The 24,397-nt window shown below is 71.7% G+C and carries 18 protein-coding genes; 17 read left to right on the forward strand and 1 reads right to left on the reverse strand.

Features of this window, described 5'->3' with window-relative positions:
• Positions 1-3: 3 nt before the first annotated feature.
• The 14 genes from EDD30_RS33840 to EDD30_RS33910 all read left to right on the forward strand — a co-directional run bounded on the left by EDD30_RS33840 (position 4) and on the right by EDD30_RS33910 (position 19,504).
• Positions 4-738 (forward strand): methyltransferase, encoded by a 735-nt coding sequence (locus tag EDD30_RS33840; protein WP_071803244.1) that lies wholly within the window; start codon positions 4-6, stop codon positions 736-738.
• Complete coding sequence (gene rffA / locus EDD30_RS33845) at positions 735-1,904, forward strand: dTDP-4-amino-4,6-dideoxygalactose transaminase (RefSeq protein WP_071803245.1); 1,170 nt, start codon at positions 735-737, stop codon at positions 1,902-1,904. Before EDD30_RS33840 ends, rffA begins: the two co-directional genes overlap by 4 nt.
• On the forward strand, positions 1,901-3,151 hold the full coding sequence (locus tag EDD30_RS33850) for a class I SAM-dependent methyltransferase (RefSeq protein ID WP_244945495.1): 1,251 nt from the start codon (positions 1,901-1,903) through the stop codon (positions 3,149-3,151). Before rffA ends, EDD30_RS33850 begins: the two co-directional genes overlap by 4 nt.
• Positions 3,148-4,182, forward strand: a complete 1,035-nt coding sequence (locus tag EDD30_RS33855; RefSeq protein WP_071803246.1) for a methyltransferase — start codon at positions 3,148-3,150, stop codon at positions 4,180-4,182. Before EDD30_RS33850 ends, EDD30_RS33855 begins: the two co-directional genes overlap by 4 nt.
• A complete protein-coding gene (locus EDD30_RS33860; protein WP_071803260.1) occupies positions 4,179-5,000 on the forward strand; it encodes an alpha/beta hydrolase in 822 nt (273 codons plus the stop codon). The genes EDD30_RS33855 and EDD30_RS33860 overlap by 4 nt, the downstream gene beginning before the upstream one ends.
• Positions 4,997-5,578, forward strand: a complete 582-nt coding sequence (locus tag EDD30_RS33865) for a dTDP-4-dehydrorhamnose 3,5-epimerase family protein (protein WP_071803247.1) — start codon at positions 4,997-4,999, stop codon at positions 5,576-5,578. Before EDD30_RS33860 ends, EDD30_RS33865 begins: the two co-directional genes overlap by 4 nt.
• A complete protein-coding gene (gene rfbA, locus EDD30_RS33870) occupies positions 5,575-6,561 on the forward strand; it encodes a glucose-1-phosphate thymidylyltransferase RfbA (protein ID WP_123678664.1) in 987 nt (328 codons plus the stop codon). The genes EDD30_RS33865 and rfbA overlap by 4 nt, the downstream gene beginning before the upstream one ends.
• Positions 6,562-6,571: 10 nt before the next feature.
• A complete protein-coding gene (locus EDD30_RS33875) occupies positions 6,572-7,750 on the forward strand; it encodes a glycosyltransferase (RefSeq protein ID WP_071803248.1) in 1,179 nt (392 codons plus the stop codon).
• A complete protein-coding gene (locus EDD30_RS33880; RefSeq protein ID WP_071803249.1) occupies positions 7,747-8,799 on the forward strand; it encodes an FAD-dependent monooxygenase in 1,053 nt (350 codons plus the stop codon). The genes EDD30_RS33875 and EDD30_RS33880 overlap by 4 nt, the downstream gene beginning before the upstream one ends.
• Positions 8,800-8,848: 49 nt before the next feature.
• Entirely contained in the window at positions 8,849-11,161 is a 2,313-nt protein-coding gene (locus tag EDD30_RS33885) for an ATP-binding cassette domain-containing protein (RefSeq protein ID WP_071803250.1), read from the forward strand.
• Positions 11,162-11,238: 77 nt separating this feature from the next.
• Positions 11,239-13,032 carry a non-ribosomal peptide synthetase gene (locus tag EDD30_RS38545; protein WP_071803251.1) on the forward strand — a complete coding sequence of 598 codons (1,794 nt, stop codon included), beginning with the start codon at positions 11,239-11,241 and terminating at the stop codon, positions 13,030-13,032.
• Positions 13,029-17,537, forward strand: coding sequence for a non-ribosomal peptide synthetase (locus tag EDD30_RS33900; RefSeq protein WP_084556118.1), 4,509 nt, complete (start codon positions 13,029-13,031; stop codon positions 17,535-17,537). The genes EDD30_RS38545 and EDD30_RS33900 overlap by 4 nt, the downstream gene beginning before the upstream one ends.
• Before the next feature lie 21 nt (positions 17,538-17,558).
• The gene (locus tag EDD30_RS33905; RefSeq protein ID WP_071803252.1) at positions 17,559-18,992 is read left to right on the forward strand and encodes an FAD-dependent oxidoreductase; all 1,434 of its coding nucleotides are present in this window, start codon (positions 17,559-17,561) and stop codon (positions 18,990-18,992) included.
• On the forward strand, positions 18,992-19,504 hold the full coding sequence (locus EDD30_RS33910) for a pyridoxamine 5'-phosphate oxidase family protein (protein WP_071803253.1): 513 nt from the start codon (positions 18,992-18,994) through the stop codon (positions 19,502-19,504). The genes EDD30_RS33905 and EDD30_RS33910 overlap by 1 nt, the downstream gene beginning before the upstream one ends.
• Here EDD30_RS33910 and EDD30_RS33915 read toward each other — a convergent pair.
• The gene (locus EDD30_RS33915) at positions 19,473-20,444 is read right to left on the reverse strand and encodes a response regulator transcription factor (RefSeq protein ID WP_084556119.1); all 972 of its coding nucleotides are present in this window, start codon (positions 20,442-20,444) and stop codon (positions 19,473-19,475) included. The two genes, EDD30_RS33910 and EDD30_RS33915, sit on opposite strands and share 32 nt — an antisense overlap.
• A gap of 159 nt (positions 20,445-20,603) precedes the next feature.
• On the opposite strand from EDD30_RS33915, the gene rfbB reads away from it, so the two are divergent.
• The 3 genes from rfbB to metK are packed head-to-tail and all read left to right on the forward strand — an operon-like array spanning position 20,604 to position 24,366.
• Entirely contained in the window at positions 20,604-21,548 is a 945-nt protein-coding gene (gene rfbB, locus EDD30_RS33920; RefSeq protein WP_211277665.1) for a dTDP-glucose 4,6-dehydratase, read from the forward strand.
• Between the two features lie 29 nt (positions 21,549-21,577).
• Entirely contained in the window at positions 21,578-23,140 is a 1,563-nt protein-coding gene (locus tag EDD30_RS33925) for an MFS transporter (RefSeq protein ID WP_071803262.1), read from the forward strand.
• A gap of 38 nt (positions 23,141-23,178) precedes the next feature.
• On the forward strand, positions 23,179-24,366 hold the full coding sequence (gene metK, locus EDD30_RS33930; protein ID WP_123678665.1) for a methionine adenosyltransferase: 1,188 nt from the start codon (positions 23,179-23,181) through the stop codon (positions 24,364-24,366).
• Positions 24,367-24,397 lie beyond the last annotated feature (31 nt).

A 24,397-nucleotide genomic window follows, 5' to 3' on the forward strand; every position in this document is an offset into this window, starting at 1 on the left:
GACATGAACGAACTCGGCCTCACCATGGGCCAGGCAGCGTACGAGCACGCCCTGCGCAGCAACGACGCCCAGGAGTTCGAACTACTGGACCGAAAGTGGATCCAGCTCAGCGGGGTGCTGGGCGGGGAGTACAACTACGCCACAGGCCTGTTCGCCTCGGCCCTGCCGTACGACGGTGTGCGCTCGATGCTGGAGATGGGCTGCGGCTGCGGCGTGGCCTCGGTCATCGGTGCGCTCGAGGGCGTGCCGCGGGTGACCGCCCTGGACATCAACCCCGCGGCGGTGCGTACCACTCAGCTCAACGCCGAGCGCCACGGCGTCGCCGACCGGGTGACGGCACGGGTCAGCGACCTGTTCGCGGCGGTCGACGACGACGCCTACGACCTGATCTTCTGGAACTCGCCGTTCATCCAGGTGCCGCCGGACCAGCTCCTCGACTCCGACCTCGCCTACCACTTCTTCGATCCCGGCTACGCGATGCACGAGCGGTTCTTCCGCGGGGCGCGGCGGCGGCTCAGCCCGTCCGGCCGGCTGTTCCTCGGCTTCAGTTTCGCGATGGGCAGCTCCGACCGGCTCCGCGAGGTGGTGACGGCGGCCGGGTTCGGGGTGCGCGTGCACGTACAGGAGTCGTTCGGGGTATCGCCCGAGGAGCTCGGCACCTCACCGGTGTACGCCGACCACGCCGGCGACGACGCGCGGGTGCATATCGACTTCACGCTGCTGGAGTTGACCCGTTGACCGCGGCGGGGACCGTCCCGTTCCATGTGCCGCACACCGCCGAGCGCCAGCTCGAGTATCTGCGCGGGGCCCTGGAGTCCGGTGACCTGGACGGCAACGGCTCCTACAGCGCCCGTGCCGCCGAGCTGATCCAGCGGCTCACCGGTGCGGGGCACGTGCTTCTCACGCCGTCCTGCACCGCCGCCCTGGAGATCGCCGCGCTGCTGCTCGACCTCGCCCCCGGCGACGAGGTGGTGATGCCGTCGTTCACCTTCGCGCCGACCGCGAGCGCGTTCGTTCTGCGCGGCGCGGTCCCGGTCTTCGTGGACTGTCACCCGGACACCCTGAACCTCGACGAGAAGGCGCTGCAGGAGGCGATCACCGGGCGGACCCGGGCGATCGTCGCCGTCCACTACGCCGGGGTCGCCTGCGAGATGGGCGAGATCCAGCGCATCGCGGACGCCCACGGCATCCCGGTGGTGGAGGACAACGCGCACGGGCTGGGTGCCTCGTACCGGGACCGGCCACTGGGCAGCTTCGGCGCGCTGGCCGCCCAGAGCTTCCACGCCACCAAGAACGTGCACAGCGCGAAGGGTGGCGCGTTGCTGGTGAACGACGAGAGCCTGGTGGACCGGGCGACCATCATCCGGGACCGGGGCACCAACCGGCACCAGTACTTCCTCGGCCAGGTGGACAAGTACCGCTGGGTCGATCTGGGCTCGTCGTACATCCTGCCGGAGTTGCTCGCCGCGCTGCTCGCGGCGCAGCTCGAGGAGCACGACATGGTGCAGAAACGGCGCGATGCCGTCTGGTACCGCTACCACGAGGGTCTCGCCGGGTGGGCCGCCGAGCAGCGGGTGCTTCTGCCCGTCGTGCCCGCGGACCGCAGGCACTCGGCTCATCTCTACCACCTGGTGCTGCCCGATCCGGCCGACCGCTCCGCGTTCCTCGACCACCTGAGGACGCGCGGCGTCAACGCCACGTTCCACTTCGTCCCCCTGCACACCTCGCCCGCGGGCATGCGGTACGGCCGTACGGCGCCCGGCGGGTGCCCGGTCACCGAGCACGTGGCCGACCGGCTGGTCCGGCTGCCGCTGCACACCGAGCTCACGCCCGCGCGGGTGGAGCAGGTCCTGGACGCCGTCCTGGAGTTCCGTACCTCCGAGTCCCGAGGGAGTCTGCCGTGACCGCGGACATTGCGAAGATGGTCACCACGTGCCGGGTCTGCGGCGCCTCATCCTGGCAGAACGTCATCTCGTTCGGCGACGTGCCGCTGGCCAACGCGTTTCTCGACCAGCCCGGGCCCGAGGGCGCGTACCCGCTGGAGCTGATCTCCTGCCGCGAGTGCCGCCTGCTGAGCCTGACCGCCGTGGTCGACCCGCGGGTCCTCTACCGCACCTACTCCTACGTCACGTCGGAGTCCGAGACGATGACCCGCCACATGCAGGAGGTCGTCCGGCTCTGCGCCGAGCGGGTCGACTCCGGCCGCCTGGTGGTGGAGGTGGGCAGTAACACGGGCAACCAGTTGCAGCTCTTCCAGGCGGCGGGGCACCCGGTCCTCGGCGTCGACCCGGCGCGCAACCTGGCCGCGATCGCCGCCGAGCGGGGGGTGCCGACGCTGGCGGAGTACTTCGGCTCGGACATCGCCGGCGCGATCGCCGCGGTGCACGGCCGGGCGTCGCTGATCCTCGGCCGGCACGTGTTCGCCCACATCGACGACCTGACCGACGTCCTGGCCGGGGTGCAGGCGCTGCTCACCGACGACGGCCTCTTCGCGATCGAGGTGCCGTACGCCGTCGACATGGTGAACACGGTCGCGTTCGACACGATCTATCACGAGCATCTGTCGTACTTCCTGATCAGCACCCTGGACCGGCTGTTCACCCGGCACGGGCTGCGGACCGTCGACGTGCGACGCCTGGCCGTGCACGGCGGTTCGGTGCTGGTCACCGCCGCCCGCTCGGACAGCCGCTGGGAGGCCTCCGAGCGGGTCGGCGAGCTGATCGCGGCCGAGAAGGACCAGGGTTTCCTCACCGACGACCGGTACGAGCAGTTCGCCGCGCGCGTGCGGACCACCTGCACCGAGCTCACCGAGCTGGTGCGCAAGGAGGTCGCCGACGGCAAGCGCGTCGCGGGGTACGGCGCCTCGGCCAAGGGCACGACCCTGCTGAACATCTGTGGCCTGACCCGCGCGGAGGTGGAGTTCTGCACCGACACGACGCCCCAGAAGCAGGGCCGGTTCACCCCGGGGACGCACATCCCGATCGTGGCGCCCGAGGACGTCGAGGAACAGCCCGACCTGCGCCTGATGCTCGCCTGGAACTACGCGGAGGAGATCCTGCGCCGGGAGGCCGCCTACCTGGACGCCGGCGGCGGATTCATCATCCCGGTGCCCGAGCCGGTCGTGCACACCCGGCAGGGGGTCGGGCGATGAGCTCCGAGCTGTCCGCCCTCGTCCCCGTGATGTTCGGGCACGCGGCGTTCCAGCAGCTCAACGCCGGGGCTGAGCTGGGGCTGTTCGAGTTGCTGCACGCCGACGGGCCGCTACCGGCCGGCGAGGTGGCCGAGAGGCTCGGGCTCAGCCGACGCTCGGCGGACGTTCTTCTGCTGGGCACCACCGCGCTGGGTCTGACCACGGTGACCGGCGGCGAGTACCGCAACGGCGCGCCGATCGCCGCCGCGTTCCACGACGGGCTGTGGCCCGTGCTGCGCGACATCGTGCAGTACCAGGACAAGATCGCATACCTGCCGGCAGCGGACTACGTGGAGTCGCTGCGCACCGGGCAGAACGCCGGCATCCGGCACTTCCCCGGCACCACCCGCGACCTCTACTCACGGCTGGCGGCGGTGCCGGGCCTGGAGGAGCTGTTCTACCGCGGGATGCACGCCTGGTCGCAGTTGTCCAACCCGGTGCTGGTCGCGCAGGGCGACTTCGCCCAGGCACGGCGGGTCCTCGACGTCGGCGGCGGCGACGCGGTCAATGCCGTCGCGCTGGCCCGGGCGTACCCCTCGCTGCGCGTCACCGTCCTGGACCGGCCCGGCGCCCTCGAGGTGGCGGAGAAGACCATCGCCGATGCGGGCCTGGAGGGCCGGGTGGAGACGTACGCGGCGGACATCTTCGCCGACCCGTACCCGTCCGGGCACGACTGCGTCCTCTTCGCCCACCAGTTGGTGATCTGGTCGCCGGAGCAGAACCTCACCCTGCTCCGCAAGGCCCATGACGCGATCGAGCCGGGGGGCCGCGTCCTGGTGTTCAACGCCTTCGCCGACGACGACCGCACCGGTCCGCTGTACGCCGCCCTGGACAACGTCTACTTCACCACCCTGCCGTTCCGGCACTCGACGATCTACCGGTGGATGGACTGCGAGGAGTGGCTGCGCGCGGCCGGGTTCACCGGCGTCGGGCGTACGCCCTCACCGGGGTGGACTCCGCACGGCGTGGTGTCCGGGTGCCGTCCGGCATGACTGCCGCCCGCGCGGACCTGGACCGGGAGCTGTCACCCAGTTCCGCGGCGCGCGACGCGCAGGCCACCCTGGCGCAGTACCGGCTGCGCAGCCAGGCGGCGCGGGAGAACCTGGCCCACCGCGCCGACGTGCGGTACGGGCCGCATCCGGGCGAGGTGCTGCACCATTTCCCGCCGCGCGCACCGGGCGCGCCGTTGATGGTCTTCGTCCACGGTGGCCATTGGCAGGAGTCGAGCAAGGAGGACGCCTGCTTCCCGGCGGCCGGCCTGCTCGCTGCCGGGTTCGGCTACCTGGCGCTGGGCTATGGCCTCGCACCCGCGCGGCGGCTTCCGGAGATGAGCGCCTCGGTGCGGCGCGGGCTCGCCTGGGTGCGCGACCACGCGCAGGCCCTCGGCGGGCGGGCGGACGCGGTCTTCGCCGCGGGCAGTTCCGCCGGCGCCCATCTGGTCGCCCTGGCGGCCGACGTGCCGCTCGCCGGGATGTTCCTCCTGAGCGGCCTCTACGACCTCGCACCGGTGGTGGACAGTTACGTCAACGACGCGCTGAGCCTCACCCCGGCCGGGGCGCGGGAGCAGAGCCCCCTGCTGCGCCCGCCCCCGGCCGCCCCCGTGCTGCTCGCCGTCGGCGAGCACGAGACCGCCGAGTACCACCGCCAGCAGCGCCGGTACGCCGCCGCGCTGCGCCGCGCCGGCACACCGGCGACCGAACTGGTGGTGGCCGGTCGTGACCACTTCGACCTGCCGTTCGACCTGGACGACCCGGAGACCGACCTGGGTGCGGCCGTGGTCCGGGCAGCGGCGCGGTGGAGGCGGGGATGAAGGCGCGCGAGCTGGCGGTGGGCGGCGCGTGGGAGCTCGTCCCGCCGGTGTTCCCCGACGAGCGGGGCTTGTTCTGCCCGGTGTACGAGGACGGCGTGCTGGACGTGCCGTTCCGGGTACGGCGCAGCGCGCTGAGCGTCAACCGGGCCGGAGCCGCCCGGGGCATCCACTACTCGCCGGGCGGTGACGGGCCGGCGAAGATCGTGCACTGCGTCGCCGGGCGCGTCCTGGACATCGTGGTGGACGTCCGGGTGGGTTCGCCGGCCTTCGGCCGCTGGGACAGCGTGCTGCTGGACTCCGACCGCCCTCGGGCCGTGTACCTGCCCGCGGGACTCGGTCACGCCTTTGTCGCGCTCACCGGCGGCACCGTGCTCAGCTACCTGCTCACCACCACGTACCGCCCCGAGGACGAACGCGCGGTGGCCCTGCTCGACCCGGCCCTCGGCCTGCCCCTGCCGCAGGCGCGGGAGCTGGTCATGTCCGCGGCCGACCGGGCCGCGCCCACGCTGGCGGACGCGCTCGACCGGGGCCTGCTGCCGCGCTACCGGACCGCATCGACCAAGGAGGACGAGACGTGAAGGGCATCATCATGGCCGGCGGCTCCGGCACCCGGCTCAAGCCCCTCACCGGGGTGATCTCCAAGCAACTGCTGCCCGTCTACAACAAGCCGATGATCTACTACCCGCTGTCGGTGCTGATGCTGGCGGGCGTCACCGACGTGCTGATCATCTCGTCGCCGGAGCACCTGCCGTTGTTCCGCGCGATGCTGGGCGACGGCTCCCGGCTCGGCATGCGGTTCACGTACGCCGAGCAGGAGAAGCCGGCCGGCATCGCCGAGGCGTTCCTGCTGGGCGCCGACCACATCGGCGACGACTCCGTCTCGCTCGTGCTCGGCGACAACATCTTCCACGGCCCCGGCTTCTCCGCGCTGCTGCGAGAGCAGGCGCAGGCCGTGGACGGATGCACGCTGTTCGGATACCCGGTGCGCGACCCGCACCGCTACGGCGTGGCCGTCGTCGACGCCGACGGCAGGCTGCGCGAGATCGAGGAGAAGCCCGCCCGGCCTCGCTCCGAACTCGCCGTCACCGGGCTCTACATGTACGACAACGACGTGGTCGACATCGCCCGCGGGCTGCGTCCCTCCGCCCGTGGCGAGCTGGAGGTCACCGACATCAACCGGAACTACCTGGAGCGTGGCAAGGCCCGCCTGGTCCAGCTCGGCCGCGGGTTCGTGTGGCTGGACACCGGCACCCACGAGGCGCTGCTGGAAGCGGGGCAGTACGTCCACATCCTGGAGCAGCGGCAGAGTGTCCGTATCGCCTGCGTCGAGGAGATCGCCTACCGGATGGGCTTCATCGGCAGGGCGGAACTGCAGCACCTCGGCCGCGAGCAGGACGACACCGATTACGGCGCTTACCTGACCGAGATCGCCGACCGGCCGCCGGCCACCTGGCGGGTACCGGAGGGCCTGCCCTCTCCGGCCGCGGTGGCCGACCCCAGTGGGCTTCCGTCGCCGGCCGCCGTGCCCGGTCCGCTGATCCACGCCCCCGCCGGCCGCTGAGGAGTTGATCATGCGTTACCTGTTCACCTCGATGCCCGTCGCGTCGCACCTCATGCCGCTGGTGCCGCTGGCCCACGCCGCGCTCGCCGCGGGGGACGACGTGCTCGTGGCGACGTCGGGGCCGGCCACGCGTGTTGCGGTCGAGGCCGGTCTGGTCACCGCCGACGCCGGCGGTGGCCACCAGGCCCGGCAGCCCTACGACGAACTGCTGGATCTGCTGGCCCGCGGAGAGGTGGGCGGGCCCCCGGACGGCCCGGAGGCGCTGGCCGTGCACGGCCGCTATTTCGGCGAGGTCGGCGCCCGGCAGCTCGACGACATCGTCGCGATCGCCCGCGACTGGCGCGCCGATGCGGTGGTCTACCCGGGAATCCACGCCGCCGCGCTGGTGGCGGCGCGGGCGGCCGGCACCGCGGCGGTGCTGCACGGCTACGGCACTCCCCTGCCCACGTTCGGGCCGGCCCTGGAGCATCTCGCCCCGCACGCCGAGCGGCTGGGCGTGGACGCGATCACCGAGGCCGAGTTCGAGATCGACGTCCTGCCCGCCTCGATGGCCAACTTCACCGACGTACCGACCGCCATCGGCAAGCCGCAGCATGTCCTCGCGATGCGCTACGGCTGCTTCAACAACGGCGGGACGCTGCCGCACTGGGCCCTGCGGCGCGGTGACGTGCCGCGCGTCGTCGCGACCTGCGGTTCGGCCGCCGCGATGACCCTCGACGGGCGTCTCTACCGCGACATCGTCGTCGCGACCGAGCGGCTGGGCGCCGAACTGGTCCTGCTCACCGCGGACGCGGACCTGCCCGAGTTGCCCGCCGAGCTGCCCCCGCACGTCCGGCCCGAACGCTGGCTGCCGCTGCGGGCGCTGGTGGACACCGCCGATGCGGTCGTGCACCACGGCGGCTCCGGCACCGTGCTCAGCTCGTTCGCCGCGGGCGTCCCGCAGGTGTCGCTGCCGATGCCGGGCACCGTCAACGTGAGCAACGCCCGTTCGGTGACCGCCCGCGGCGCCGGCCCCACACTCGACCTCGACTCGGTCACCCCGGACACGGTCACCGCGGCGCTGGAGACCGTCCTGCACGACCCGGAGCCGCGCCGTGCGGCCCGCGAGGTGGCCGCCGAGATGGCCGCCATGCCACCGGCCGCCTCCGTGGTGCACCGCGTCGGTGAGCTGATCCGGGACGTCCGATGAGGATCTCGGTCAACGGCGGAGGGCCCGCCGGGCTGGCGTTCGCCGTCTTCGCCGCCCGATCCGGCCGGGACGACGAGATCACCGTCTGGGACCGGACCGGCGCCGAGGACACGTACGGCTTCGGCGTGGTGCTGCCGCCGGCGGTGGTGGAGGTGTTCCGCGACGCGGACCCGGCCCTCGCCGACGAGCTGAGCGGGCACGTGGCGGACTGGGACCGGCTGACCGTCCACCGGCACGGGCGCTCGGCGTCGATCGGGGCGCCCCGCCTCGGCGCGATGGACCGGCGCACCCTGCTGCGGGTGCTGCGCCGGCGCTGTGCCGAGCTCGGCGTGGGGCTCGTGCGGGGTGCGGTTTCCCCGGCCGGCGACGGGTACGACCTGGTGGTGGCGGCGGACGGGGCACGGTCGGTGACCCGCGGGCAGCGGGCGCAGGCCTTCGGCACCACCACGCGACAGGTCGGGGTGGACTACATCTGGCTCGGCGCCGGGCGTGCGTTCGACAACCTGACGTTCCTGATCGCCGAGACGCCCGCCGGCCCGGCGGTGGCGCACGTCTACCCGTACGGGCCCGACCGCAGCACCTTCCTGGTCGAGGCGCAGGGCCACCCGGCACCGGACGAGCTCGCCGACTGGTTCGCCGGCCCGCTGGGCGGGGCGCGGCTGCTCGAGAACCGCTCCCGGTGGAGCCGGTTCAAGGAGGTACGCAACAGCACCTGGTCCAGCGGCAACGTGGTGCTCGTGGGCGATGCGGCGCACACCTCGCACTACTCCATCGGCTCGGGGACCCGGCTCGCGCTGGACGACGCGCAGGCGCTCGCCGCGGCGCTGTGCGCGCAGCCGCGGCTGGCGGACGCCCTGGCCGCGTACGAGGCCGAGCGCCGCCCCGTGGTGGAGCACACCCAGCGCGTCGGCCGGCTCAGCGCCGAGTGGTTCGCCGACCTGCCGGACGCCCCGGTGGACCGGCTGATGAGCGACCTGGCCACCCGTGGCGGACGGCTCTCGTGGCGCGACCTCACCGAGGGTAGGAGAGCGGTGCCGATAGGCGGGTAGAAAAGACATGTCGGTGACGGACGAATACGTACGGAGGAACCGGGACGCTATGTCGTCAGACAGGCAGCACATCGTGGTGACCGGAGCACGGACCAACAACCTGAAGGGCGTCGACCTGCGCATACCGCTAGGCGCGTTGACGGTGGTGACCGGCGTGTCCGGGTCGGGGAAGTCCTCCCTGGTCTTCGGCACCATCGCGGTCGAGTCGCAGCGGCAGCTCAACGAGGTCTTCCCGCCCTTCATCCGCAACCGCCTGCCCCGTTACGAGCGGCCCGAGTTCGAGCTGATCGAGAATCTGAGCCCGGCCATCGTGGTGGACCAGAAGGCCGTGGGCGGCGGAAACCGCTCCACGGTGGGCACCATGACCGAGGTGAGCCCCATCCTGCGGGTGATGTTCTCCCGCTACGGCGAGCCCAGCGCCGGGCCGTCGAACTTCTACTCGTTCAACGACCCGCAGGGCATGTGCCCCGAGTGCGAGGGCCTCGGCGCCACCCTGCAGCTCGACGTGGACAAGCTGCTCGACATGAACCTGTCGCTCAACGAGGGCGCGATCCAGCATCCCAACTTCGCGGTCGGCACGAACTACTGGAAGCGTTACGCCCAGGTCAGCCGCTACGAGGAGGGCAAGGCCCGCGGCGCGGATCTCGAACCGCTCTTCGACGCCAACAAACCGCTCGCCCGCTACACCAGGAAGGAGATGGACCTCCTGCTCCACGGCGAGGGTTTCCAGACGACCCGGCCGGACGAGTTCAACAACGTGGCGGTGAACGACTACGAGGGTCTGGTCCTGCGGTTCACCCGGCGGTTCGTCAAGCCCGGCCTCGACGCGCTGAAGGACAAGGAGCGCAAGGCCACCGAGAAGGTGGTCACCGAACAGGTCTGCCCGAAGTGCAAGGGTGCACGGCTCGCGCCGGCCGCCCTGAAGTCGCGGATCGACGGGCACAACATCGCCGACTACTGCGCTATGGAGATCGGCGACCTGGTGACCGAGCTGGAGCGCGTCGAGAAGCGCTGGCCGGGCCCGGTGGTGCCCGCCGCGCTGGCGTCGCTGCGCCGGATCGTCGACGTCGGGCTCGGCTACCTGACCCTGAACCGTCCCACTCGGACGCTGTCCGGCGGCGAGGGGCAGCGCCTCAAGACCGTCCGGCATCTGGGGTCCTCGTTGACCGGGATGACGTACATCTTCGACGAGCCCAGCGTGGGCCTGCACGCCCACGACGTGGACCGGCTCAACAGCCTGTTGACAGCGCTGCGCGACAAGGGCAACACGGTGCTCATCGTCGAGCACAACCGGGACGTCATCGAGATCGCCGACCACGTCGTCGACGTGGGACCCGGGCCCGGCTCGGCCGGTGGCGAGATCGTCTTCACCGGAAGCGTCAAGAAGCTCGCCGCCAGCGACACCATGACCGGCCGGGCGTTCAAGGCCCTGCCCGGGCTGAAGCCGCAGACGCGCGAGCCGGCCGGGAAGCTGCCGATTCGCAAGGCGAAGCTGCACAACCTGCGCGGTGTGGACGTGGACTTTCCCACGCGCGTGCTGACGTCGGTGACCGGAGTGGCCGGCTCGGGCAAGTCGACGCTGGTCTCCAAGGTCTTCGCCGCCGAGTATCCGCAGGCCATCGTGCTGGACCAGTCCGCGGTCGGTATCAACCCGCGGTCCACGCCGGCCACCTACACCGGGGTCTGGGACATCGTCCGCAAGCAGTTCGCCGCGGCGCACCGCGCGGACGTGAGCCTTTTCAGCTTCAACGCCAAGGGTGCCTGCCCGGAGTGCAAGGGCCGCGGCACCATCACCACCGACCTGGCCTTCATGGACCCCGTCACCGTCGTCTGCGAGGTCTGCGGCGGCACCCGCTACCGCCAGGACGTCCTGGAGTACCGCATCGGTGGACGCAACATCGCCGAGGTGCTGGACCTGACCGTGGAGGAGAGCCGAGACTGGTTCGACGATCAGGCCATCATCAAGCGACTGAACCCCCTGCGCGAGGTCGGCCTCGGCTACCTCACGCTCGGTCGTCCGCTGTCCATGCTGTCCGGCGGCGAGCGCCAGCGGCTCAAGCTGGCCGACCGCCTGCACGAGAGCGGCAGCGTGTACGTCTTCGACGAGCCCACCACGGGCCTGCACATGACGGACGTGCAGAACCTGCTCGCGTTGCTGGACCGCCTGGTCGACGCCGACAACACGGTCATCGCGATCGAGCACGACCTCGATGTCGTGAAGCACAGCGACTGGGTCATCGACATCGGTCCCGGCGCCGGCGAGCACGGCGGTCAGGTCGTGTTCGCCGGCACCCCGGCCGAGATGGCCGCGAAGGGCCGCACGACCACGGCCGAATACCTGCGGGCCGCCCTGCCCGCCTGAGTGAACCGCCTGTTCATCGACTCCCGGCCGCCGCGGCCCCCACCGCGGCGGCCATCCGATGCTGCGCTGGAGGAAGTGTGCACACCACCCCGCACCTGCGAGACGTTCCCACCATCCCCGTCGCGTTCGAGGCCGCCGCCCGCACGGCCGGCGACCGGGTCGCGCTGCAGTACGGCTCCTCGTCGCTCACGTACCGCGAGCTCGACGCCGCCGCCAACCGCCTCGCGCGCGGGCTCCGGGACGAGGGCGTGACACCGGGCACCCGGGTCGGGGTCCACATGTCCCGGTGCCTGGAGCTCTACGTCACCATCATCGGGCTGCTCAAGGCCGGCGCCGTCGTGGTGCCGCTGAACCCCGCGCATCCGGTCTCCGTGCGACGGTCGGTCGCCGGCGAGGCGGACCTGCCGCTGACCCTGCGCGACGTGCCGGCGGGGCTGGGCTCGGTCACCGTCGAGCGCGACGTCCACGAGCTGCTGGCCGCGAGCACGGGGCTGGACGACACCAGCCCCGGTGTCTGTACCGACCCGGAGAGCACTGCCTTCATCCTGTTCACTTCGGGCTCCACCGGCCGTCCCCGCGGGGTCCGCATCGCCCACCGCGGCATCGCCCGGCTCGCGAAGTACCACGGCGACGTGGAGGTCCGTCCGGACGACTGCTTCCTGCAGCTCGCGCCGTACTCGTTCGCCGCGTCCACGACGGACATCTGGCTGAGTCTGCTGCACGGTGCCCGGGTCGTCATCCTGCCGTCCCAGTTGCCGTCGCTGCCGAGGCTGGCGAGCACCATCACCGAGTGCGGCGTCACCTTCCTCAACCTGCCCGGCGGCCTGGTGAACCTGCTGGTCGACGCCCATCCGGAGGCCTTCGCCGGGGTCCGTACGCTGATCGTCAGCGGTGACTTCCCCTCGGCGGCCCATCTCGAGCGGGTCATGAAGGCGGTGTCCGGCACCGTCTACAACGCCTTCGGCTGCACCGAGAACTCGGCGCTGACCGCGGTGCACCCGATGTCCGAGGACGACCTGCGGGTCGGTGTCGTGCCGATCGGCCGGCCGCTGCCGGGCGTGGGACTGCACGTGCTCCGCGAGGACCTGACCCCCTGCGAGCCCGGCGAGGTGGGGGAGATGTGCATCAGCGGCGCCGGCCTGGCGCAGGGATACCTCGCGTCGGCGGAGGAGACCGCGGCGAAGTTCCCCACCGTCGGCGGCGTACGACTGCTGCGCACCGGGGACTGGGCGCGGACGACCCCGGCCGGCGAGCTGGTGCTGGTGGGTCGTACCGACCAGATGGTCAAGATCCGGGGCTTCCGCGTCGAGCTCCGCGAGGTCGAGCTCGCCGCCGAGCGCAGCGGCCTGGTGCAGCGGGCGGTCGTGCGGGCCCTGGACGCCGCCGGCGGCCAGAAGGAGCTGGTCCTGTTCTGCACCACCGCCACGGGCGAACCACCGAGCACCGAGGCGCTCCTGACGGACCTGAAGGGCCGGCTGCCCGACTACATGCTGCCGGCCCGGGTGCACCATCTGACCGAGCTGCCGGTGAACGTCAACGGCAAGCTGGACCGGATGGCCCTGCAGGAGCCGCGTGCGGTGCTGGCCGAGATCAGCGGCGCGGCGGCGCCACGTCCCGCCGCGGAGGATGTCGTCGCCGCCACCGTGACGAGCCTGCTGGCGACCGTGACCGGCCGGCAGCCGATCGGCGTGCGCGACTCGTTCCTCGCCTCCGGCGCGAACTCGTTGCAGGTGATCCAGCTCGCGGCGAGCCTGCACGACGTCATGGGGGTCGACGTCCGGCCCGAGGACATCTTCCAGCACGACAACGCCGCCAGCCTGGCCGAGCACATCCGTACGCTGCGCCGGGGCCGCCCGGAGGTGCCCGCATGACCGGCGCCCTGCTGACCGTCGTGCGCGACCGCTGGCAGAGCTGCGCGGGGCGCCCCGGCGTCCTCGCCGCCGAGCTGACCGACATCCTCGGGCGCGACGTCGACCCCGGCGACGTCGCCGCGTCCGGCAGCCCCGAGGAGCTTGTCGCGTGGCTGTCCGGCGGCCGGGCGGCGCCGGACGGGCCGCCGCCCGTGCCCGCCGACGGACCGATGTGGCCGGCCACGCCGGGGCAGGCCGGCATCTGGTATCTCAGCGAGTTCGGCGGTGCCAGGACGGCCTACAACTCGCCGGTCTCGCTGCGTTTCCCCGGTGCGCTCGATCCGGGACCGCTGCGGGCGGCGCTGGAGTACGTCGTGGGCCGCCACGAGAGTCTGCGCACCACCTTCGAGATGCGCGACGGCACGCTGATGCAGCGGGTGGCGGCCGAGCCGCGATACGGCTTCCGCACCGCCGCCGTCTCGTCCGCGGCCGAGACCGGCAAGCTGGTCGCGGAGCTCGCGGCCGAACACCTCGACCTGGCGGACGGGCCACTGGTGCGCGCGCTGTGCGTGGACGCCGGCCCGGACGGCACGGTGCTGCTGGTCAGCGTGCATCACGCCGTGTTCGACGGCTTCTCCTGGTCGGTGCTGCTCGACGAGTGGCTCACCGCGTACGGGCGGCTGGCGGCCGGCGAGGAGTTGCCGCGCTCGACGGCCCCCACCCAGTTCCGGGAGGCGGTCGCGGCACTCCGCCCGCCGCGCGAGGCGGACCTGGCGTACTGGACGGAGCACCTCGCCGGCGTCCCTCCGCTGCTCGATCTGCTGTTGGACCGCCCCGCCGGGCGGCGCGGCCGCGGCCCGGCCGGATCCGTGCGCACGGAGCTCACCGCGCCGGAGGCCGCCCGGCTGCGGGAACGGGCGACCACGCTCGGGATCACCCCGGCCGTGGCCCTGCTCGCCGCGTACGCGCTGCTGATGCACCGCCACACCGGTCAGCAGGACCTCACGGTCGGCCTGCCGGTCTCGCTGCGGGACCGCTCGGCGGACCAGCAGGTCATCGGCCACCTCGTCAACACGGTGGTGCTGCGGCACCGGGTGGCCCCGGGAATGACGGGCACCGAGCTGCTGGCCGCGACCCGCGACGAGGTCAGGGCCGCACTGCGCCACAAGAACGTGCCGTTCGAGCGGGTCGTCGAATCGGCGCCGCACCGGGCCGACGGCCGGTCGCCGCTGTTCCAGACGATGGTGACGATCATGCCCGCGGAGCGGCGCGATCTGCGCCATCTCGGCCTGGGCGCCGACGGCTGGCGGCACGTCAGCGGTGCGCCGAAGTACGATCTCGCGCTGGTGGTCGAGGAGGCGGCCGACCACGTCGCGCTGACCTTCGAGTACGACCCGGCGGTGCTGGACCACGACACCGTGGAGCGGATGGCGGCGCGGTTCCGGACCGTGCTGGCGGACCTGCTGAACGACCCGGGCCGCGACGTCCGCGGCGTGCGCTGGATCCCGGACGCCGAGCTGCGCGAGCTGGCCGCGACCTGGCCCGGACCGACGGACGGGCGCCCGGCGCGGCAGTCGGTCCCGGAGCTGTTCGAAGCGCGGGTACGCGACCACCCCGACCGGATCGCGCTGGAGTCCCCGGCGGGTGACCTGACGTACGACCGCCTCGACGCCGCGGCGAACCGCCTGGCCCGGTCCCTGCGCCGGTATGGTGCGCGGCGGGGCACCCGGGTGGCCATCGCGCTGGACCGGGGCCCCGACGCCGTCACCGGGCTGCTCGCCGTCCTCAAGACCGGCGCGTCGTTCGTGCCGCTGGACCCCGCGTACCCGCCGGACCGCCTCGCGCTGATGCTGCGCGACGCGGGCCCGGGGATTCTGCTCGTCCGCGGCCGAGCGCCGGCCGGGGTGCCCGCCGGCACCACGGTCGTCGACCTGGACCGCGCGGACCTGCCGACCGCCGACGGCGACCCGGGGGAGCGACGCGGACCCGGCGACGAGATGTACGTCATCTACACGTCGGGCTCGACCGGCCGTCCCAAGGGGGTGATCATCAACGACGTCACCATCACCAACCTCGTCCACCGCCAGGCCGACCTGTCCGGGCTGGGCGAGGCGGCCCGCACCCTGCAGTACATGTCGATTTCCTTCGACGTGTCCTTCATGGAGATCTTCTGCACGCTGTGCGCGGGCGGCACGGTGATCGTCCCGGCCGAGGAGTTGCGCACCGACCTTCCCCGGCTCGCGGTCCATCTGCGGGAACGGCGGGTGAACCGGGTCTTCCTGCCATACGTCGCGCTCCAGGAGCTGGCCACCGCGGTCACCCGGGCGGACATCGTCCTGCCGGACCTCGCCGAGGTCTGCACGACCGGGGAGGCGCTGGTCGTCACCGCCCAGATCCGCGACATGTTCCGTCGGTGCACCCCGGCCGTTCTGATCAACGCCTACGGGCCGTCCGAGGCGCATCTGGTCAGCGCGCAGCGGCTGCCCCGGGACCCGTCCTCGTGGCCCGAGCGTCCCGCGATCGGCCAGGTGACCGGCAACGTGCGCGCGTACGTCCTCGACGAGGACCGGCGCCCGGTGCCGTTCGGCGTGCGTGGCGAGCTGTACGTCGGTGGCCCGGTGGTGGGCCGCGGCTATGTGAACCTGCCCGAGCAGACGCGCGAGCGGTTCCTGAGCGACCCGTACGCCGGCGAGCCCGGCGCGCGGTTCTACCGCACCGGCGACCTGGTCACCTTCAGCGCCTCGGACGGGCTCGTCCATCTGGGCCGCGTCGACGAGCAGATCAAGATCCGGGGTTACCGGATCGAGCCGGGCGAGGTGGAGGCGGTGCTGAACGAGTTACCGGGCATCACGGCCTCCGCGGTGGTGGCCGCGGAGTACGGCCCCGGCGACCGGCGCCTGGTCGCCTTCGTGTGCACCGGCGGGGCGCCGGTGGTGCCGGACGAGCTGCGGACCGGGCTGGGCCGGGCGCTGCCGGCGTACATGGTGCCGTCGCGGTTCATCACCCTGGACCGCCTGCCGGTCGCCCCGAGCGGCAAGACGGACCGCAAGGCCCTCGCCGCCCGGGCGGCGGAACTGCCGACGCAGCCGGAGGACGCCGACGCCGCAAGGCCGCTCGGAGAGACCGAGCGGCGCGTCGCCGCGGTATGGGCCGGGCTGCTGCCCGGTGCCCGCATCGGCCCGGACACCGACTTCTTCTCGGTGGGGGGCCACTCCCTGCTGGCCGTACGGATGCGGCAGGCGCTGGAGGAGGAGTTCGGCGTCGACCTGCCGCTCAGCGCCCTGCTCGCGGCGCCGACCCTGGCCGGCATGGCGACCCGGGTGGACGGCATCCGGGCCGGACGGGACGAGGACGACGGTCCGGACCTCTGGGCGGACACGCGGCTGCTGGACGGGCTGCAGCCCTCGCCGGTTCGCGTCGCCGACCCGCTCGTGGCCCGCACCGTGCTGCTCACCGGCGTCACCGGGTTCCTCGGCGGCTACCTGCTCAAGGCGCTGCAGGCGGCGGGGTGCGAGGTCTACTGCCTCGTCCGCGCCGGCGACGAGGAGCAGGCCCGGGCTCGGATCGCCGAGACCTGCCACCGGTACCGGGTGGGTGCGGACCTTTCCCGGATCCGGGTGGTCGCCGGCGACCTCGCCCGCGAACGGTTCGGTCTGTCCGAGGCGGACTACCGGGACCTCGCCGGCCGGATCGAGGCGGTGTACCACGCCGCGGCCCACATCAACTTCTCGGCGCCGTACGTCTCGGTGCGCTCGTCCAACGTCGACGGCTTCGTCCGTGTGGCGGAGTTCTGCGCCGACACGGTGCTCAAGCCCCTGCACCACATGTCGACCCTGGCGGTCTTCTCGCCGGCCGACCCGGCCCGGGACGTCGACGAGGACTGCGTTGCGGACACCGCCGACGGCCTCGGCATCAGCTATGCGCAGAGCAAGTGGGTCGCCGAACGGCTCGCCCTGGTGGCGCGGGCGCGTGGCGTGCCGGTCACCGTCCACCGCATCGGCCGGATCGGCCCCGACTCGGCCACCGGCGCCTGCCGTACGGACGACTTCTTCTGGCTGCAGATCAAGAGTTTCCTGCAGCTCGGGGTGGCGCCGGACGACCTGGGCCCACCGGTGGACCTGCTGCCGGTGGACGTGGTGGCCGACGCGGTCGTGCGCCTCTCGCGCTCCGAGCGGGCCCAGAACCGCACGGTGCACATCTTCCACCCCACCGGCATGGACTGGCAGACCGTCCTCGCCGCGCTGGCCTCGGCCGGCCGCCCTCCCCGGAGGGTGCCCGCACGGGAGTGGCTGGCGGCCCTGGAAGCCGCGCCGGCCGGCACGGACGGCAGCTCGCTGGCGAGCCTGGTCCCGCTGTTCCGCGAGGGCGTCATGGAGTTGGGGGAGCACCGGTTCGTCAACGAGCGCACCGTGCGCGACCTGGCCCGGCTGGGCCTCGAGATTCCCCCGGCCGAGCCGGGGTGGATCACCTCGATGATCGCGTACTTCACCGAGACCGGTCAGCTCGCCCCCTCGGCGGCGCCCTGACCTGAGGAAGGACGTCCCCACATGTCAGCAACCAGGCCCAGGGCAGTCATCGTCGGGGCCGGCCCGGTGGGCTGCCTCCTAGCGGTGGAGCTCCTACGTCGCGACTTCAAGGTCGAGGTGTACGAGAAGTGCACCGCGGACGTCGTACTCCGGCAAGGCGCCGGCCGCTCCTTCAACCTGACCCTCACGCACCGCGGCTTCAGCGTGCTGCACCCGAGGTTGCGTGACCGCATCTACGAGACGGGCACGATTCTGCAGCAGCGGATCGTGCACCACCGCGACGGCACGCTGACCCACCAGCCGTACGGGGTCAGCGACGATCACCACCTGCTGTCGGTGCCCCGCCGCGAGCTTCAGCGCAACCTGTTGGCCGAGGCGCGGGCCTCCGGCGCCGAGGTCTTCTTCGGTCACGCCTGCGTCGGGGCGGACGCACACCGCGGCGAGGCGATGTTCGTCGATTCGAACGGTACGGTGCGCCGAGCCACCGGCGACATCCTGATCGGGTGCGACGGCGCGAACAGCGCCCTGCGCTACGAGTTGTCGAAGAGCGGCGCCCGCATGCAGGTCCACCAGCACTACATTTCGCACGGTCATCTCGAGCTGACCCTCACCGCGGAGGGTTCCGCGGAGCTGGCCACGGACGGGATGCATTTGTGGCCGCGTACCGACCACTTCCTGCAGGCCCAGCCGAACCGGGACGGCAGTGCCACGACGACGCTGTTCATGCCGGTGGAGAACGACCGGGACCACCTGCGCTTCCGTTCCCTGACGAACGGCCGGGCGGTACGTGAGCACTTCGCGCGGGAATACCCGGACATCGCGGGGTCGCTGCCGTTCGCGGCGGAGGAGGTGGTCCGGACCCGTCCGGCGCTTCTCAAGGTCGTGGACTGCGCGCCGTACAACTACGGCCGGGCGGTGCTGGTGGGCGACTCCGCGCACACCATCGTCCCGTTCTTCGGCCAGGGCATCAACTGCAGCTTCGAGGACGCCGACGTCCTGTGTGAACTGCTCGACAAGTATCTGGGTTCGGGCGTGGACCGGCACGAGGCGATCCGGGCGGCGGGTGCCGAGTTCAGCGAGCGCCGGGTGGCCGCGGGCCAGGCGATCTCGCAGTTGTCGATGGACAACCTGCACGAGCTGAGCGAGCACATCGGCGACAAGGAGTTCCACCGCCGCAAGCGCCTGGAGCGGCGGCTGCACGAGCGTCACCCCGCGGAGTTCACCCAGTTGTATCAGCTCGTGGCCTTCACCCGGACGCCGTACGACGAGATCGTGCGGCGTAGCCGGATCGACAAGCTGGCCCTCGACGCGCTCTGCGACGTGTACGACCCCGACACCGAGGCAGACATGATCATCGGCTCGTATCCCGAGGTCCGCCGTGGACTGAGCGGGCAGGATCGGCGCCAGCCGGCGCTGGCCCTGGCCGCCACCGCGCTTGCGAGAGGAGAACACTGATGGCCGGCACACCGTACGAGGTCACCGTCGATCCGCGTTACAGCCGGCCGGGCGCGGAACCCGAGGACTGGACCGCGACGCTGGATCTGCTCGCCACGGCGCAGCTCTACTGGCTGTCGACCGTGCTGGCGTCCGGGACGCCGCACGTGACCCCGGTCGCCGGGGCGTGGCACGACGACGCCCTGTGGTTCTGCGCGCTGCCGACCGAGCAGAAGATGCGCAACCTGCGCACCAACCCGCGATGCACGATGCTGACCGGCACGAACGTCCTGGGCGAGGGCGTGGACGTCACCGTCACCGGCGAGGCGGTCCGGGTCGTGGACGGCGCCGAGCTGGAGGCGGCCGCGCAGACCTTTCGCACCAAGTACGGCCCTGCCTGGGACTACAAGGTCGACGGCGACCTGTATCAGGGTGCCATCGGTCGGGCCTGGGGCATGCGCATCGCGCCGCGGACCGTCTTCGCCTTCCGCAAGGACGGGGTCACGCAGACTCGGTGGCGTCTAGCGGCCTGACCAGGCGGCGCCGCGGCCACTCGTCGAGGTCCGTGGGCGACAGCCGGGGGTGGACACCGCGCTCCCGGTCGGCTCGCCGCGGCCCCGGCACGTCCAGCCGGAAACCCACCCCGCGCACGTTCGCGATCCAGTCGCGGTGGCTGAGCTTGCCGCGCAGGCTGCTGACGTGCGTGTCGATCGTGCGGCTCGCCTGGGCGTTGATCCGCTTGCCGGCCGGGTACTCCCAGATCTTCGTCATCAGCTCGGTGCGGTTGAAGATGCGGCCGGGCGCGGAGGCGAGGAGCTCCAGCAGGTCGTACTCCTTGCGGGTCAGGTTCAGCACCCGGCCGTCGAGGCGAGCCTCCCGTAGGGCGGGGTTGATGACCAGCCGGTTGCCCACGCTGACGACGTTGCCCTGGTCCTCGTACGGCACGGCGTCGTGCCGTGCCTCGACGGGCTGCGGCACGGCCCGGGGGCGTGGCGGTCCGGCCAGGTCCGCCGCGGGATAGTCCAGCGCGGGGAAGCGTTCCGGCGCGGCGCGGCGCAGCACGGCCTTGATGCGGGCGATCAGGTCCCGCGCCCGGTACGGGCGTTCGATGCAGTCGTCGCACCCGGTCTCCAGCAGCAGGACCTGATCGGTCTCGTCGGCCGAGGCGAACGCGATGATCGGGATCGTGCTGATCTGGCGGATGGCGCGCGAGACCGACACGCCGTCGAGATCGGGCAGGTCGGTGTCGAGCAGGATGAGGTCGTAGGAGGCGAAGGTCTCCAGTACGGCACGCCCGCTCGTCGCGACGGACGCGGAGTAGTTCTGCCGCATCACGTCCTGCCGGACGGTCTCCACCGCCGGGCAGTCCGAGGCGATGAGGATGCGTGCCCCCGGTGCGGTCGCGCCCGGCGAAGCGAGGTGTTCCGCGTTGCGGGCCAACGAATGGTGCGGGCGCCTCGCTTCGAAGTGCATCGAGTAACTCCCCCGTGTCGTCGATGGATACCAACCTGATCACGTTGAGGGCAATCCGTCCAACGGCTCTCATTGTCCCGAGCGCGTCGCCGCGTTCCATCCGCCGAGTTCTGGTCGGAGGCGCACCGTCGACCCAGAGGAGCAATCGTGCCCAAGAAAATCCTGATCACAGGTGGTGCCGGCTTCATCGGCTCCCACTATGCCCAGTCGCTTTTGGACGGACACCGGAACGCCCTGTCGGTCACCGTTCTGGACAAACTCACTTATGCCGGTAATGCGAAAAACTTGGACGAAATTCGTGAACTCCCGGGGTTTCGCTTCGTCCGGGGCAGCATCTGCGACGCCGACCTGGTGGACGAGCTCGTCGGTGAAGCGGACGAAATCGTGCATTTCGCCGCGGAGACCCATGTGGACCGGTCCATCGCCGACGGCGCGGAGTTCGTCCGCACCAACGTCCTCGGTACCGGCACCCTTCTGGAGGCGGCCCGCCGCCACGGCGGCCGGCGATTCGTGCACGTCTCGACCGACGAGGTGTACGGCTCCATCGCCACCGGTTCCTGGCCCGAGGAGCATCCGCTGCGGCCCAGCTCGCCGTATTCGGCGTCCAAGGCGGCCAGCGACCTGCTCGCCCTGAGCTACCACACCACCTACGGACTGGATGTCGTGGTCACGCGCTGCTGTAACAACCTCGGGCCGCGGCAGTACCCGGAGAAGATCATCCCGCTGTTCGTCACCCGGTTGCTCGCCGGGTGCACCGTGCCGCTCTACGGCACCGGCGAGAACGTCCGCGAGTGGATGCACGTCGACGACCACGTGGAGGCGCTGGAACGGGTACGCACCCGGGGCCGGCCGGGGGAGATCTACAACATCGGCAGCGGCGTCGAACTCACCAACCGCGAGCTCGTCGCCGCGCTGCTCGAGCTCTGCGACGCGGACTGGGACCGGGTGGAGTTCGTCGCCGACCGGCCCGGCCACGACCGCCGCTATTGCCTGGACAGCACGAAGATCCGGACCGAGCTGGGCTGGACACCGCGCCGCGACCTGCGCACCGCGCTGGCCGACACGGTCGACTGGTACCGCAAGAACGATGAGTGGGCCGCCTGAGAAGGCACGCCCCTGGAGAGGGAGTGACGATGAGCCACACGCAGGCCCCCCGGGCCGGCTTGAGGGAGTGGACCGGCCTGGCCGTCCTCGCCCTGCCGGCCATGCTGATCGTGATGGACATGACGGTGCTGCATCTCGCCGTGCCGAGGCTCAGCGCCGACCTGGCCCCCACGAGCTCGCAGTTGCTGTGGATCACTGACATCTACGGGTTCTTCGTCGCGGGCTTCCTCATCACGATGGGAACGCTCGGCGACCGTACAGGGCGCCGCCGCCTGCTGCTGATCGGCGCCGCGGCGTTCGCGGCGGCGTCGGTGCTCGCGGCGTACGCCGACAGCGCCGAGATGCTGATCGCCGCCCGCGCGCTGCTGGGCCTCGCCGGTGCCACGCTGATGCCCTCGACGCTCTCGCTGCTGCGCGTCATGTTCCTCGACGAACGCCAGCGCACGATCGCCATCTCGGTCTGGACCCTCAGCTTCACCATCGGCGCCTCCATCGGCCCGCTCGTCGGCGGCCTGATGCTGGAGAACTTCTGGTGGGGATCGGTGTTCCTGATGGCGGTCCCGGTGATGGTGCTGCTCGTCATCGCCGGCCCCGCCCTGCTCCCGGAGTACCGCGCCGACGATGCCGGGCGCCTGGACCTGATCAGCTCCGCGCTGTCGCTGGCCGCCGTCCTGCCCGCCGTGTACGGCATCAAGGAGATCGCCCGCGCCGGCGTGAGCCTCACCGCGCTGCTGACCATCGCCGCGGGCCTGCTCGCCGGCTGGCTGTTCCTGCACCGTCAGCGCCGCCTCGCGGACCCGCTCATCGATCTGAGCCTGTTCCGCGAGGCGCGCTTCTCCGTCTCGCTCGGGACGCTCGCCGCCCTGTCGTTCATGATGTTCGGCATCAACCTGTTCATCGTCCAGTCCCTGCAACTCGTCCACGGGTTGTCACCGCTCGAGGCGGGGCTGTGGACGCTGCCGGGCAGCATCGGCGGCGTGCTCGGCACGGTGATCGCGACCAGCCTGCTGCGCGTCGTACGCAAGGCGTACGTGATGGCCTCCGCCCTGGGTCTGGCCGCCGCGGGCCTGGCACTGGTGACCCAGGTCGGTCCCGCCGACTTCGCGTTGCTGGTGACCGGTCTCGCCGTGATCTCCAGCGGCATCGCGGCCGCCCTGAACCTCGGCACGGACCTGGTCGTCAGCTCCGTCCCGGAGGAACGCGCCAGCGCGGCCTCCGCGGTGTCGGAGACGGGCAACGAGTTCGGCGGCGCCCTGGGCCTCGCCGTGCTGGGCAGCGTCGGCACCGCCGTCTACAGCGGTCAGGTCCGGGATGAGCTCCCGGCCGGCATCCCGGCCGAGTGGGCCGATAGCGCCACCGAGACGCTGGCCGGAGCCCTGGAGGTGGTCCGGCGACTCCCGGCTGCCGAGGGGGCCCGCCTCGCCGACGTGGCCCGTGACGCGTTCAGCAACGGGTTGGCGGTGATCTCCGGCATCGGCGCCGTGCTGATTGCGGTCTCCGCGGCCGTGGTGGCGGTCAAGCTGCGTGACCTTCAGTCCCAGGACGAGCCCGAGGCGTCCCCCGATTCGGAGGACCAGTACTCCCGCCGCTGATCCCCGACCCCATCGAATCCGTTGCGGAGAGGAATGCCATGCCCGCTTCCCGCCTGTTCACTTCCGAGTCGGTCACGGAAGGCCACCCGGACAAGATCGCTGATCAGATCAGCGACGGTATTCTCGACGCCCTGCTCTCGCAGGACCCGCGCAGCCGCGTTGCGGTGGAGACCCTGATCACGACCGGTCAGGTGCACGTCGCCGGCGAGGTGACGACCCAGGCGTACGCGGACATTCCCAGCATCGTGCGCGAAACCATCCTCGGCATCGGCTACGACTCGTCGAAGAAGGGTTTCGACGGCGCGTCCTGCGGCGTCAGCGTCTCCATCGGCTCGCAGTCGCCGGACATCGCCCAGGGCGTGGACAGCGCGGTCGAGCTGCGCGAGGGCAACTCCGAGCACGTCCTGGACGCGCAGGGTGCGGGCGATCAGGGCATGATGTTCGGCTTCGCCTGCTCGGAGACGCCGGAGCTGATGCCGTTGCCGATCGCGCTCGCCCACCGCCTGGCGCGGCGCCTGTCGGCCGCCCGCAAGGACGGCACGATCCCCTACCTGCGGCCGGACGGTAAGACCCAGGTCACCATCGAGTACGACGGCCTGCGCCCGGTCCGCCTCGACACGGTCGTCGTGTCGTCGCAGCACGCCGCGGACATCTCGCTCGAGTCGCTGCTGACCCCCGACGTCCGCGAGCACGTCATCGCCCCCGAGCTCGAGGGCCTGGGCCTGGACACCGAGGGCTACCGGCTGCTGGTCAACCCGACCGGCCGGTTCGAGATCGGCGGGCCGATGGGCGACGCCGGCCTGACCGGTCGCAAGATCATCGTGGATACGTACGGTGGCTACGCCCGTCATGGTGGTGGCGCGTTCTCCGGCAAGGATCCGTCCAAGGTGGACCGGTCGGCCGCGTACGCGATGCGGTGGGTGGCCAAGAACGTGGTGGCGGCGGGCCTTGCCGAGCGGTGTGAGACGCAGGTCGCGTACGCGATCGGTAAGGCGCACCCGGTGAGCCTGTTCGTGGAGACGTTCGGCACGGAGAACGTGCCGGTGGAGCGGATCGAGAAGGCCATTCACGAGGTGTTCGACCTGCGCCCGGCCGCGATCATCCGCGATCTGGATCTGCTGCGTCCGATCTACCAGCAGACCGCGGCGTACGGTCACTTCGGCCGTGAGCTTCCGGAACTGCTCTGGGAGAACACGGGCCGCGCCCAGGACCTCAAGTCCGCGTGACCCGGGAGAAAATACTGGCGCGGCCCGATCC

The sequence above is a fragment of the Couchioplanes caeruleus genome (assembly GCF_003751945.1).
Taxonomy (GTDB): domain Bacteria; phylum Actinomycetota; class Actinomycetes; order Mycobacteriales; family Micromonosporaceae; genus Actinoplanes; species Actinoplanes caeruleus.